Below are 13,224 nucleotides of genomic sequence, written 5' to 3'. Positions count from 1 at the left end.
TGCCAGCCATGCAGATCGGCGCAATGATCGAACCTCGACTGCCCGGCGCCGCCGACTTCGCGATGGCCGCCGAGCAGGCCGGCGTCTCGTCGCTGTGGATCCCCGAGGTGTGGGGCTACGACGCGCTGACCGGGCTGGCCTACCTGGCCGCCAAGACATCGTCGATCCGGCTGGGAACCTTTGTCGTGCAACTGGGTTCACGCAGCCCGGCGTTGCTGGCGACGTCGGCGCTGAGCCTGCAGGAGTTGTCGGCGGGACGTTTCCTGCTGGGTATCGGCACGTCGGGGCCGCGGGTGATGGAGGGCTGGCACGGCGTCCGCTTCCGCAAGCCGGTGCAGGCCACCCGGGAGACCATCGAGATCGTCCGCACGGTCAGCCGCGGCGAACGCCTCGAGCACGATGGCGAGGTCTACCCGCTGCCGCTGCCGGACAGTCGCGGCGCGGCGCTCAAGCCGATGGTGCGGCCGCGGCACGTCCCGGTCTACGTCGCGTCGATGGGTCCGCAGAATCTCGAACTGACCGGCGAGACGGCCGACGGGTGGCTGGGCAACGCATTCATCCCCGAGGCGGCCGAAGTGTTCCTCGGGCCGTTGCGCGACGGCGCGCACCGGGCCGGGCGAACGCTGGGTGACCTCGACCTCGTCGCACCCGTCGCTGTGGAGTTCCACGACGACCAGGCGTCGGCCGATGCGGCCGCCCGCCGACACGCCGACGGGTACGCGTTCACGATCGGCGCGATGGGCTCAGGCGGTTCCGGCGGTCAGAACTTCTACAACGACGCCTTCAGCCGGCTGGGCTACGCCGACGAGGTCAAGACCGTCGCCCGGCTCTGGCGGGAGGGCCGCCGCGACGAGGCCCGCGCCGCGGTGCCGCTGGATCTCGGTAGGCTGACGAATCTGCTTGGCGCCGAAGAGATTATCGCCGAGCGCATCGACCGCTACCGGTCGGCCGGCATCACCACGCTGCTGGCCAAACTCGACGGCGACCACGATCAGCAATTGAAAGCCCTGCAGCGATTGGTCGCGCTCGCCGGCTGACCGCGAACCCGAAGCCACGGCGGTGAATCGGCGCGAATCGCGACCCTGGCTTCTGTTTCGCGGCGACTAGAAACGCAGCATCGGGAGCGGGCGCAGCGGATGCCGCAACGCGTAGCCGGACAGTCCCTTCGCCAGAAACGCGTGAAAGCCGTTGTACGGCAACGCCTTGACGGCAGCTCGCACCGCCGCTCGCCCGACCCCCTGGGTCAGCACGCCGCGACTGACGTCGATGAGGTCGGCCTGGCGAAACGTCTCGGTGACGCGCGCATCACGAAGCGGCCGCAGCCGGTGGTGCTCGGTGACCAGCGCGCGCAACTGGTCGATGTCGGTGATCCCGTACTCGCCGGCGTAGGCCTCCGCGAGATCCGCCGACGGTCCCAGGTAGTCCCAGGTGTCCGCGGTCCAGATGCCTAGGTCGTGGGTCGCCCACGCCAGGGCCGCGGTGTCGGGCACCGAAAAGCCAAGCAGCAGTTGGTGATAGGTGAGGCTGCGGTAGACGTGATTGCCGTAGGCCGACCGGTGTTCGCCCAGCGCATCGCGGTGCCGGTCCAGCACGGCCTCGACGATCGGGTGCGCGGTGACTACATTGCCCGAGTCCACCGAGCCAGCTTATGCGGCGAGGTCGTCCCGTCCGGGCGTTTGCTCGTCCGCGGTCCGCTTATTCCGCCGCCAACCCCGCACCGCGGCGATCGCGGTCTTCAAGCCGCGGCGGCGTCCGGTCGACGGGTCGGTGCCGGTGTAGCCGGGTTCCAGTGCGGCGAACATCGACTCACTGCGGGTCTCCGGTGCATTGTCGGCGGTGTCGCGCAGGTACTTGTCCGGCAGCGACAGCTTCGCGATCGTCCGCCACGTCTTGCCGTACTGCACCAGGAAAGGCCCTGTGGTGTAAGGCAAGTCGTACTTCTCGCAGATCTGGCGGACCCGCACCGCGATCTCCTCGTACCGGTTGCTGGGCAGATCCGGAAACAGGTGGTGCTCGATCTGGTGAGACAGGCTCCCACTCATGAATCGCATGGCCGGGCCGGCGTCGATGTTGGCGCTGCCGAGCATCTGGCGAAGGTACCAGTGCCCCTTCGACTCGCCATCCATGTCGGTCTTGGTGAATTTCTCTGCGCCATCGGGGAAATGGCCGCAGAAGATGATCGCGTTGGCCCACACGTTGCGGATCAGGTTGGCCACGATGTTGGCCTTCAGCGTCGACTTGAACGACGCCCACGGCGACGCCGACGTCAGCGCCGGAAACGCCACGTAGTCCTTGAACACCTGTCCGCCGGCCTTGACCAGGAACTCGTCAACGCGCTCGCGCGCCTCGTCGTTATCCATCCGCTTCTTGACGATCTTGCCGATCTCGACGTGCTGCAGCCCGACTCCCCACTCGAAGCCGAGGGCCAGCAGCGTGTTGTAGACCAGGTTGAACAGGTTGAAGCGTTGCCACGGGTGGTCACGCGTGACGCGCAGCAGGCCGTAGCCGACGTCGTCGTCCATGCCGAGGATGTTCGTGTACTTGTGGTGCACGTAGTTGTGAGTGAACCGCCAGTGCTTGGACGACCCCGCCATGTCCCACTCCCACGACGAGGAGTGGATCTCGGGGTCGTTCATCCAGTCCCACTGGCCATGCATGACGTTGTGGCCGATCTCCATGTTCTCGACGATCTTGGCCACGCCGAGAGTCGCGGTGCCCGCCCACCAGGCGGAGCGGCGCTTGCCGAAGGCCAGCAGCAGCCGGCCGGCGACCTCGAGCGCGCGCTGCGCGGCGATGGTGCGGTGGATGTAGCGAGCGTCGCGCTCGCCTCGGGAGTCTTCAATGTCCTGCCGAATGGCGTCGAGTTCGACGCCCAGATTCTCGATGTCGGCGTCCGTCAGATGCGCAAAGACATCGAGGTCGGTGATCGCCATCGTGCTGGTTGCCTTCCTGCAGGTGGGAGTTCCTGACCTACGTTATCGTAACCTACGTCAGCGTAGGTTACTAGTCGGTAACTCTTAAACGTCGAGAGTACAGTCGCCCGAAGCGGCGGAAACGCAGGTCTGCACTCGTGTCCCGGGCTCACGCTCTTCGCCGGTGCGCAAGTCGCGGACGTGGCCCTCGGTCAGGGTTACCACGCAGGACTGGCAGATACCCATCCGGCAGCCGAACGGCATCTGTACACCCTGCTGCTCGCCGGCGTCCATCAGCGACGTCGCGGCGTCGGCTGCGACGCTCTTCCCGGTCTTGGCGAACGTGACTGTGCCGCCGGCGCCGGCCGGGGCCGCCTTCGACACGGCAAACCGCTCCAAATGCAGGCGCGTCTTGAGGCCGGCCGCGGCCCAAGACTGCTCGGCGGAGTTCAACATCGCCTCGGGCCCGCAGGCCCAGGTCTGCCGCATCCGCCAGTCCGGCACCTCGGCGTCGAGCTTCGACAGATCCAGTCGACCCTGCGTGCGCGTCGTGCGCAACTGCAGCCGGTAGCCGGGGTGCTCGTCGGCCAGTCGCTCGAGTTCCGCGCCGAACATCACGTCGTCCGCGGTGGGCGCCGAATGCAGGTGGATCACGTCGGTGATCTGATCCCGACGGACCAGAGTGCGCAACATCGACATCACCGGGGTGATGCCGGAACCGGCGGTGAGGAACAGCACGGCCGGCGGCGCCGGGTCGGGCAGCACGAAATTGCCTTGCGGGGCAGCCAGTCTCACGATCGTTCCGGGCTGAACCCCGTCGACCAGGTGACTGGACAGGAAGCCCTCGGGCATCGCCTTGACCGTGATGGTCACCGTCTTGGCGCCGCGGTGCGGGCCGGAGGTCAGCGGGCTCGACGTCAGCGAGTACGAGCGCCAGCGCCAGCGGCCGTCCATCAGCAGCCCGATGCCCATGTACTGACCCGGCTCGTAGTCGAAGCTGAATCCCCAGCCCGGCCTGATCACCAACGTCGCCGAGTCACTCGTCTCCTGGCGCACCTCGACGATGCGGCCGCGCAGTTCACGCGCCGACCACAGCGGGTTGGCGAGACGGGTGTAGTCGTCCGGCAGCAGCGGCGTCGTGATGCGGTGGGCGAGTTTGCGCAGCGCATGCCAGCCGGGATGGGTTTCCACGCCGGCAAGCGTAATGGGCTGCGTCTCGATGACGTCAGCGGCAGCGCGCGACACTTTTCTGTCCATTGGGGGAACTCCTGGCTCTCACTGGGGACAGAACCTACGGTACCGTAACCTACGGTTCCGTAGCTATCACGAAGCTGTGAGTTACAGCAGTTCCAGCAGGAACGGCAGCTCCTGAGTGGCGTACCAGGCCAGGTCGTGATCCTGGGCATCCCCAACGGTCAGCTCGGCGTCCTCGTCCCCCAGATCGGCGGCGTCGATCACCTCGATAGCGGCCTTGACCTGCGCTTCTGCGGCGGCGTTGTCGACGAACGCGGCGACCACCTCGTCGAGAGTCACCGGGCCCCCGACCCGCACCACCGCGTCGTCCAGATCTGGACGCAGTGTGACGTCGCCGACATCGGCCACCAACACCGCGCGCCGCGGCGGCAAGTCGCCGGCACTCTCCGGACCCTCTGCGGCGCCGGCCATCAGCCGCAGCGACGCCAGCGCAGCCTCGCGTAGCGCCACCTCGCCGAGCTCGTCGTCGTCACCCTCGGCGTAGGACTCGCGCAGCTTCGGGGTAACCGCGAACGCGGTGCCGCTGATCGGCCGCAGCGCGGAATCGGTGACGAGTTGCTGCAACATGGCCAGCGTCACCGGGATGTAGATCCGCATCAGGCAGCACTCACTCGGAGTCGCCGATCAACGTCGCGACGTGGTCGTCGACGTAGGTCGACAACTCGCGCGGTGGCCGCTGGTAGTCGCCGGTCTTGATCGGACGCGACGGCAGCTTCACCTTTTCCAGCTTCACCGGGTGATAGTCAATGGTGGACAACAGATGCGAGATCATGTTGAGCCGGGCGTGCTTCTTGATATCTGACTCCACCAAATACCAAGGGCTGGAAGGCTTGTCGGTGTAGGCCATCATCTCGTCGCGAGCCTTCGAATAGTCTTCCCACTTGTACAGCGATTCGAGGTCCATCGGGCTGAGTTTCCACTGCCGCACCGGGTCGTTGCGCCGGGCGCGGAAACGGCGTAACTGCTCGTCCTCGGACACCGAAAACCAGTACTTGCGCAACAGAATTCCGTCGTCGATCAGCATCTGCTCGAAAATCGGTGTCTGCTGCAGGAACAGCGCATGCTCCTGCGGAGTGCAGAAACCCATCACCTTCTCGACGCCCGCGCGGTTGTACCAGGACCGGTCGAACAGGACGATCTCGCCCTTGGTGGGCAATTTCGCGACGTACCGCTGGTAGTACCACTGCCCGCGTTCACGATCGGTCGGTGCGGGCAGTGCCTCGATACGCGCGTAGCGCGGGTTGAGGTATTCGGTGACCCGTTTGATGGTGCCGCCCTTGCCCGCTCCGTCACGACCCTCGAAGATCACCACGATGCGAATGCCTTCAGCGCGCACCCATTCCTGCAACTTCACCAATTCCGTTTGCAGCCTGAATAATTCGGCCTCATAGACCTTGTTCGACAACTTGGGCTGCTTCTTCTCCGCCTTGCTCACCATCGAATCGTAGGACTACTGAGCGGCTTCGAGCAGTTCATCGAGCGATTCGGCCAGCAGCGTCGGCAGGACGTCGACGTCGCTCATCGCGTCGCGATCGGCATTGATGCCGAAATGCAGCATGCCGTTGTACGAGGTCACGCCGATCGCCAGCACCTGATTGTTCAACAGTGGCGGCACCGCGTAGGTCTCGAGCAGCTTGGCTCCGGCGACGTACATCTGCGACTGCGTGCCGGGCGCGTTGGTGATCAACAGGTTGAACAACCGCGGCGAGAGACTGGTCGCGACGCGAGTTCCCATGGCGTGCAACGTCGGTGGCGCAAAGCCGGACAGCGTCGCAATGGTGCGCGCGTCGACCAGACTGGCCGCGGTGGGGTTGATCTCGGTGGCGTGGGCTATCTGCGAGAGCCGCACGACCGTGTTGCCCTCCCCGATCGGGAGATCCACCAGGAACGGGGCGACCTGGCTGATCGCCTGCCCCCGGTTGGAGGAGTCGAAGGCCTCGTAGATCGGCAGCGGCGCCATCGCCCGAACCGTCGCGGTCGGGTCCGGGACCTCGCCACGGGACAGCAGCCAATTGCGCAGCGCCCCGGCCACGACCGCCAGCACCACGTCGTGGACATCGCAGTTGTACCGCGACCGGATGGTGCGGTAGTCGTCGAGTCGTCCGACCGCCACCGTGTAGCGCCGGTTGCGCGACACGGTGGTGTTCAGCGGGCTGCTCGGGGCGTTGCCGCGGGCCAGCGTGCGCGCGACGTCGAACAATCGGCGGCCGGTCTCGACCACCTTGCTGGAGTTGGTCACCAGTTCCAGCAGTCCACTGTGGACGGCCCTCATCTGCTGTTGAGGACGGGTCGCCCAGTCGCCGATCGCGCCGAGCAGCAGCTGCGTGGCGCCGGGTTCGCGGTGTGGCACCCAGATGTCCTCGACGAACGCCGGTGGCCGGCGGTTGCGGTCGGCGATGACGTGGCCGAGCGCCATTGCGCCCATGCCGTTGATCAGTGCCTGGTGCGACTTGGTGTAGAGCGCCAGCCGGTTCTTGGCCAATCCCTCGACCAGATACATCTCCCACAGCGGACGCGACCGGTCCAGCGGCCGGGCGGCGAGACGGCCGATCAGCTCGTGCAGCTGCTCGTCGCTGCCCGGGGACGGCAGCGCGGAGCGCCGGACGTGATAGGTGATATCGAAGTCGTGGTCGTCGACCCACACCGGGCGGGCCAGCCGCATGGTGACCTGGCGCACCTTCTGCCGGTAGCGCGGCACCTGGGGCAGTTGGCGCTCGACGGTAGCCAGCAGCGTCTCGTAGCTGAGCCCGGCGCGGGGTGCGCGCAGGATCGACAACGAACCCACGTACAGCGGGGTCGTCGAGCTCTCCAGCTCGTAGAAGGAGGCGTCCGCAGCAGACAAACGGGTCACGTCGCCTCTTCCCTAGTTGCTCCGGTGAATCGGTCTGAAGACCAATATGCCCGAAACCGGCCCATCCTCGCCGTGGCGCACGGCACACGGCGAATACGTGGGAGCTGCCATTGTGCGATGATCCACGCACGCGGGTCGACGCAGCAGCAGCGTCTGCCACTCTCCAGCAGGCCAGCGTGTCCGGCCCTTCACCTGTCGCGGGAGAGTGCAGTGTTGCGAAGTTCCAATCCGTCCGAGCGCAGCGCCGTCGCGGTCGGCCCCGTCGTCGACTGCGAGCCGCCCGCGCTCGACGTCCGGCACTGCCGGGCGCCCTCGCCCGGCGCATTGCGCAAGCGCAATACCCATGCGCCCCAACGGTATCCCGCACCCGCCGCGCCGATGCCCCAGGCCGTGGCCTTCGCCGACGCCGCGCTGCGCCGGGTGCTGGAGGTCATCGACCGGCGCCGCCCGATCGCCCACCTCACCGGCCTGCTCGCCCGCGAACTCGTCGACTCGGTGTTGGCGGCCAACCGGATGGACGGCGCCCGCCACGGCGTCGCGGTCTTGCGCCGGGTGCGGTTGCAGCCGGTCGGCCCGGCCGCGGCGGAGGTGTTCGGCAGCTACCGCCGCGGCGAACGCTCGCACGCGATCGCCTGCCGCATCGAGCAACGGGCCGGTCGCTGGCAGGTGGTCGCGCTGCACATCGGCTAAATCAGACCTAGCCGGCCATTTCAGACCGGGCGCGGCCCGCCGCCGAACCGGGCCAGCACCGGCCCGAGCACCGCGACAACGAATACGTAAGACATCGCCACCGGCGCCAGGCCGTGGATCGCCGTCCCAGCCAGGCCGATGATGATCAGCGAGAACTCGGCGCGGGCGATCAGCGCGGTACCGGCGCGCAACTGCCCGCGTCGCGCGACACCGTCGCGGCGCGCGGCGTACATCCCCGTCGCCACCTTCGCCGCGCTGGTCACCACCGCGAGCACGATCGCCGCCGGCAGGGCCGGCGCCAGCGCGCGGGGATCGACGCCGATGCCGACGCCGAGGAAGAAGATCGCGGCGAACAGATCGCGCAGCGGGCCCAACACCTGCCTGGCCCGGCGCGCGGTGTCGCCGGTGACGGTCAGGCCGACCAGGAACGCGCCGACCGCGGCCGATGCGTGCACCTCTTCGGCCAGCGCGGCCACGATCAACGTCACACCGAGTACCCGCAGCAGCAGTTGCTCGGAATCCTGAGAGCCGACCAGCCGGCCGAAGTAGTGGCCCCACCGGTGCGAGATGACGAACGCGGTCCAGAACGCACCGACGCCAATGACCATGCCCAGCAAGGCTTTCAGCCAGGTGCCGCCGCTGACCAGCACCGCGAACACCGGCAGGTACGCCGCCATCGCGAAGTCCTCGAGCACCAGCACCGCCAGGATCGCCGGCGTCTCGCGGTTACCAACCCGGTCGAGGTCCTCGAGCAGCCGCGCGATCAGACCCGACGACGACACGTAGGTCACCCCGGCCAGCGCGAGGATCCCGATGCCCGGAAACCCCATCAGCCAGGCCGCGATCGCGCCCGGCGTCGCATTCAGCACGACATCTACCAGTGCCGACGGCACGTGCTGCTTCATGCTGGCGGCGAACTCGGCACTGGAGAACTCCAGGCCCAGGGTCAGCAGCAGAAGCACCACACCGATGGGCGCACCGGTCTTGATGAACACGCTGGCCTCGGTGACCGGCTGGATACCGCCCGTGCCAAGCCACAACCCGGCCAGCAGGTACAGCGGGATCGGCGACAGGGCGCACCTGCGGGCCAGCGCACCCAGCAACGCGAGCGCAGTGAGAACCGCGCCGAGTTGCAGGAGCAGCGGCGCCGAAATCTGCACAAGCTCAGCCTTTTTGGATGATTCGCTGCACGCCGCTGATGCCGGCTTCGGTGCCGACAACTATCAAAACGTCTGCGGCACGCAGTATTTCGGCCGGCGCCGGCGATGCGAGCACCTCGTCGTTGCGCACGATGGCCACGATCGAGGCGCCGGTGCGGGTGCGGGCCTGGGTGTCGCCCAGCGGCCGGTCCACGAAGATGCTGCCCGGCAGGATGTGCACCTGGCCGGCCTCCAACCCGGGGATCTCCTTGGTCAACTCGGTGAAGCGCTCGGCGATGCGCGGCGCACCCAGGATCTGCGCGACGGCGTCGGCCTCCTCGTCGGTGAGCCGGAACACCGGGCGGGCTTCGTCGGGATCCTTCTCGTCGTAGAGCACCACGTCGAAGTAGCCGCCGCGGCGCGCCACGATCCCGATGCGCTCGCCGTGGGCGCTGGTGAACTCGTAGCGCACGCCCATGCTGGGCAGCAGGACCTCTTTGACGTCCATGGTCGTCAGCGGCGCTTCGTCGGCTTGGCTTTGGCGTGCCTGCCCTGGCGCCGGGCCGCCTCGCGACGCTCGCGGCGGGTACCCCCACCGGCCTGCGAGTTGCCGCCGTTACCCTGCACCTGCGCCGAGCCGTCTTCGGCGGGGCCGGTGTAGGTCAGCTGCGGCGCCTCGTTGTCAATCCCCTTGGCGCGCAATGCCGGAGCGGGTTCACGGGTGCCCTCGCCCTGCTGGCCACCGGCCGCCGCGGCGGCGAACTCGGCCAGCCCCTCCGGCGCATCGACCGGCCCGACCTGCTGTTGCGGCACCGCCTCGACGGCGACGTTGAACAGGAAGCCGACGGACTCCTCCTTGAGGCCCTCGAGCATGCCGGAGAACATGTCGAAGCCCTCGCGCTGGTATTCGACCAGCGGGTCGCGTTGCGCCATCGCCCGCAGGCCGATGCCCTCCTTGAGGTAGTCCATCTCATAGAGGTGCTCGCGCCACTTGCGGTCGATCACGTTGAGCAGCACGTTGCGTTCGAGTTGACGCATCGCGCCCTCGCCGGCCAACTCCTCGAGCTCGGCTTCCCGCTTGGCGTAAGCCTTTTCACCGTCCTCGATCAACGCGTCGAGCAGCTCCTCGCGGGTCAGCTCACCGGGCTCGCCGACCGCGTCGTCGTCGATCAGCGTGTGGTGGTCGATGCCGACCGGATACAGCGTCTTGAGGGCCTCCCACAGCTTCTCCAGGTCCCAGTCCTCGGCGTAGCCCGTGGCGGTCGCACCGTCGACATAGGCGGTGATCACCGCGACGAGCATGTCGTGCGCCTGCTGCTGCAGGTTCTCGCCCTCGAGGATGCGGCGGCGCTCGGCGTAGATGACCTTGCGCTGCTGGTTCATCACCTCGTCGTACTTGAGGACGTTCTTGCGGACCTCGAAGTTCTGCTGCTCGACCTGGGTCTGCGCGCTCTTGATCGCGCGGGTGACCATCTTGGCCTCGATCGGCACGTCGTCGGGCAGGTTGAGCCGGGTCAGCAGCGACTCCAGCGCGGCGCCGTTGAACCGTCGCATCAACTCGTCGCCCAACGACAGGTAGAAGCGCGATTCGCCCGGATCACCCTGGCGGCCGGAGCGGCCGCGCAACTGGTTGTCGATGCGGCGCGACTCGTGCCGCTCGGTGCCCAGCACGTAGAGCCCGCCGGCCTCGGTCACCTCGGTGGCCTCGGCGGCGGCTTCTTCCTTGACGATCGGCAGCACTTCGTGCCAGGCCGCGTCGTACTCGTCGGCCGTCTCGACCGGGTCCAGGCCGCGGGCGCGCAGCCGCAGGTCGGTGAGGAAGTCGACGTTGCCGCCGAGCACGATGTCGGTACCGCGCCCGGCCATGTTGGTGGCGACTGTGACGGCGCCGCGGCGGCCGGCCTCGGCGACGATGCTGGCCTCCTGCTCGTGGTACTTCGCATTGAGCACGTTGTGCGGGATGCGGCGCTTCTGGAATTGCCGCGACAGGTATTCCGAGCGCTCGACGCTGGTGGTACCGATCAGCACCGGCTGGCCCTTTTCGTAGCGCTCGCTGACGTCGTCGACGACGGCGATGTACTTGGCTTCCTCGGTCTTGTAGATCAGGTCGGTCTGGTCGGCGCGGACCATCTCTCGGTTGGTGGGAATCGCGACCACGCCGAGCTTGTAGATCTCGTGCAGCTCGGCGGCCTCGGTCTCGGCGGTGCCGGTCATGCCGGAGAGCTTGTCGTAGAGCCGGAAGTAGTTCTGCAGCGTGATGGTGGCCAGCGTCTGGTTCTCGGCCTTGATCTCGACGCGCTCCTTGGCCTCGATGGCCTGGTGCATGCCCTCGTTGTAGCGGCGGCCGACCAGCGTGCGGCCGGTGAACTCGTCGACGATGATCACGTCGCCGTCGCGGACGATGTAATCCTTGTCGCGGGCGAACAGCTCCTTGGCCTTCAGCGCGTTGTTGAGGTAGCTGACCAGCGGCGAGTTGGCAGCCTCGTAGAGGTTGTCGATGCCGAGCTGGTCTTCGACGAACTCGACGCCGAGTTCGTGCACGCCGATCGTGCGCTTGCGGATGTCGACCTCGTAATGGGTGTCCTTCTCCATCAGCGGGGCGAGGCGGGCGAACTCGGTGTACCAGTTGGATGCGCCGTCGGCCGGTCCGGAGATGATCAGCGGGGTGCGGGCCTCGTCGATCAGGATCGAGTCGACCTCGTCGACGATCGCGAAGTTGTGGCCGCGCTGCACGCAGTCGTCCAGGCTGTGGGCCATGTTGTCGCGCAGGTAGTCGAAGCCGAACTCGTTGTTGGTGCCGTAGGTGATGTCGGCGGCGTAGGCGACGCGGCGCTCGTCGGGCGTCATGTGCGCCAGGATGACGCCGACGTCGAGGCCGAGGAAGCGGTGCACCCGGCCCATCCACTCGCTGTCACGTTTGGCGAGATAGTCGTTGACCGTGACGATGTGCACGCCCTTGCCGTTGATGGCGTTGAGGTAGGCCGGCAGCACCGAGGTCAGGGTCTTGCCCTCACCGGTCTTCATCTCCGACACGTTGCCGAAGTGCAGTGCGGCACCGCCCATCACCTGCACGTCGAAGTGCCGCTGATCGAGCACCCGCCAGGCCGCCTCGCGGGCCACCGCGAACGCCTCGGGCAGCAGGTCGTCGAGGCTCTCCCCACTGGCGCGACGCTTCTTGAACTCTGCGGTCTTGGCGCGCAGCTCGTCGTCGGTGAGCTTGGCGATGTCGTCGGAGAGCGTGTTGACGTATTCGGCCACCCGCTTGAGGCGCTTGACCATGCGACCTTCACCAACGCGCAGCAACCTACTCAGCACAGCTTTGTCCCCTAGATCAGATGGCGGTCTTCAAGCGTCTCCCATCCTAGGTGACGAGCTTGTTTACCCATCGAACGTCGACTCGTTGGGCGATATGGCGTGAAATCCCCTCAACAAGTCGACGCTCGGCGTCGTGATCAGGCCAGGCGGATCAGCCCGTAGTCGTAGGCATGCCGCCGGTAGACCACGGTGGGTCGTTCGGTCTGGCTGTCGTAGAACAAGAAGAAGTCGTGGCCGACGAGCTCCATCTCGTAGAGCGCGTCGTCGACCGTCATCGGCTTGGCCTCGTGCTCCTTGGTGCGCACCACCCGACCGGGCTGGTGATGCCCGTTGGTGTCGGGCTCGCCGAAGTGCGGGGTCTCGATGTCGTCGAAGACCGGCTCGGGGTCGGGCAGCACGGCGGTCGCGGCGGCCAGCGATGTCGGCGTCTTGTCGCCGTAGTGCACCTTGCGACGGTCCTTGACCTTGCGCAGCCGTCCTTCCAGCTTGGCGACGGCGGCCTCGAGGGCGGCGTAGAAGCTGTCGGCGCAGGCCTCGCCGCGGACCACCGGTCCGCGGCCGCGAGCGGTGATCTCGACGTGCTGGCAGGACTTACGTTGACGGCGGTTGCGTTCGTGGTCGAGTTCGACGTCGAACAGGTACACGGATCGGTCGAATCGCTCCAGGCGGGCGAGTTTCTGCGAGACGTACAAGCGGAAGTGGTCCGGAATCTCGACGTTGCGGCCCTTGACGACGACCTCGGCGTGCGCCTCCGGTTCGTGTTCGTCGGCGTCGATCGGACGTTCAGCTAGCAGCTGCCCGGAATCCACGGTTTGCCTTGACATACTTGACAACTCGCCTTCTCTCGCATTGCGCGCGTGCTGGCGCGCCCGGCTATCAGATGATCGCGTCGACGGGTTTGTCAGATGTCCAGTTGGCCGCCCGCCGATGCAAGGTGTCGAAGATTCACCCCCTACCGCGACGGTGGCGCTTCGAGGTGCGGTCAGATGCGCTGCCCCGAAGCGTTGTGGTGCTTGCGATCGACGGTAGACCGTCTGGCGGCGGTGGTGCCAGCATTTCGCCC

The 13,224-nt window shown here is 67.1% G+C and carries 12 protein-coding genes; 2 read left to right on the top strand and 10 right to left on the bottom strand.

Annotation, left to right across the window (positions count from 1 at the left end; genetic code table 11):
* Window positions 1-8: 8 nt before the first annotated feature.
* Entirely contained in the window at window positions 9-1,037 is a 1,029-nt protein-coding gene (locus tag PT015_RS23995; protein ID WP_285187767.1) for an LLM class flavin-dependent oxidoreductase, read from the top strand.
* A 66-nt stretch (window positions 1,038-1,103) separates the two neighbouring features.
* On the opposite strand, the gene PT015_RS23990 is transcribed toward PT015_RS23995, so the two are convergent.
* From PT015_RS23990 to PT015_RS23965, 6 genes are all read right to left on the bottom strand, one after another.
* Window positions 1,104-1,637, bottom strand: a complete 534-nt coding sequence (locus PT015_RS23990) for a hypothetical protein (RefSeq protein WP_285187766.1) — start codon at window positions 1,635-1,637, stop codon at window positions 1,104-1,106.
* A gap of 9 nt (window positions 1,638-1,646) precedes the next feature.
* Window positions 1,647-2,933, bottom strand: a complete 1,287-nt coding sequence (locus PT015_RS23985; protein ID WP_285187765.1) for a fatty acid desaturase family protein — start codon at window positions 2,931-2,933, stop codon at window positions 1,647-1,649.
* Window positions 2,934-3,017: 84 nt separating this feature from the next.
* The gene (locus PT015_RS23980; protein ID WP_285187762.1) at window positions 3,018-4,169 is read right to left on the bottom strand and encodes a ferredoxin reductase; all 1,152 of its coding nucleotides are present in this window, start codon (window positions 4,167-4,169) and stop codon (window positions 3,018-3,020) included.
* Window positions 4,170-4,250: 81 nt separating this feature from the next.
* Window positions 4,251-4,766: a DUF6912 family protein gene (locus PT015_RS23975; RefSeq protein WP_285191259.1), complete on the bottom strand. Its 516-nt coding sequence runs from the start codon at window positions 4,764-4,766 to the stop codon at window positions 4,251-4,253.
* Between the two features lie 7 nt (window positions 4,767-4,773).
* Window positions 4,774-5,601, bottom strand: a complete 828-nt coding sequence (ppk2, locus tag PT015_RS23970; RefSeq protein ID WP_285187761.1) for a polyphosphate kinase 2 — start codon at window positions 5,599-5,601, stop codon at window positions 4,774-4,776.
* Between the two features lie 15 nt (window positions 5,602-5,616).
* On the bottom strand, window positions 5,617-7,017 hold the full coding sequence (locus tag PT015_RS23965) for a WS/DGAT/MGAT family O-acyltransferase (protein WP_285187760.1): 1,401 nt from the start codon (window positions 7,015-7,017) through the stop codon (window positions 5,617-5,619).
* Between the two features lie 213 nt (window positions 7,018-7,230).
* Between PT015_RS23965 and PT015_RS23960 the strand changes: the two genes are divergently transcribed.
* Complete coding sequence (locus PT015_RS23960; protein WP_390888055.1) at window positions 7,231-7,707, top strand: Rv3235 family protein; 477 nt, start codon at window positions 7,231-7,233, stop codon at window positions 7,705-7,707.
* Between the two features lie 20 nt (window positions 7,708-7,727).
* Here the strand turns inward: PT015_RS23960 and PT015_RS23955 are convergent, their stop codons facing one another.
* From PT015_RS23955 to hpf, 4 genes are all read right to left on the bottom strand, one after another.
* Window positions 7,728-8,867 (bottom strand): cation:proton antiporter, encoded by a 1,140-nt coding sequence (locus PT015_RS23955; RefSeq protein WP_285187758.1) that lies wholly within the window; start codon window positions 8,865-8,867, stop codon window positions 7,728-7,730.
* Between the two features lie 4 nt (window positions 8,868-8,871).
* Window positions 8,872-9,354: a cation:proton antiporter regulatory subunit gene (locus PT015_RS23950; RefSeq protein WP_285187756.1), complete on the bottom strand. Its 483-nt coding sequence runs from the start codon at window positions 9,352-9,354 to the stop codon at window positions 8,872-8,874.
* Between the two features lie 5 nt (window positions 9,355-9,359).
* Window positions 9,360-12,161, bottom strand: coding sequence for a preprotein translocase subunit SecA (secA, locus tag PT015_RS23945; RefSeq protein ID WP_285187754.1), 2,802 nt, complete (start codon window positions 12,159-12,161; stop codon window positions 9,360-9,362).
* 137 nt (window positions 12,162-12,298) lie between these two features.
* Window positions 12,299-12,970, bottom strand: coding sequence for a ribosome hibernation-promoting factor, HPF/YfiA family (gene hpf, locus PT015_RS23940; protein WP_390888053.1), 672 nt, complete (start codon window positions 12,968-12,970; stop codon window positions 12,299-12,301).
* Between the last annotated feature and the right edge of the window lie 254 nt (window positions 12,971-13,224).

Source organism: Candidatus Mycobacterium wuenschmannii (genome assembly GCF_030252325.1).
In the GTDB taxonomy this organism is placed as follows: domain Bacteria; phylum Actinomycetota; class Actinomycetes; order Mycobacteriales; family Mycobacteriaceae; genus Mycobacterium; species Mycobacterium wuenschmannii.
Note: the sequence above shows the minus strand (reverse complement) of the source record. Positions and strands in the feature narration are given on the sequence as shown.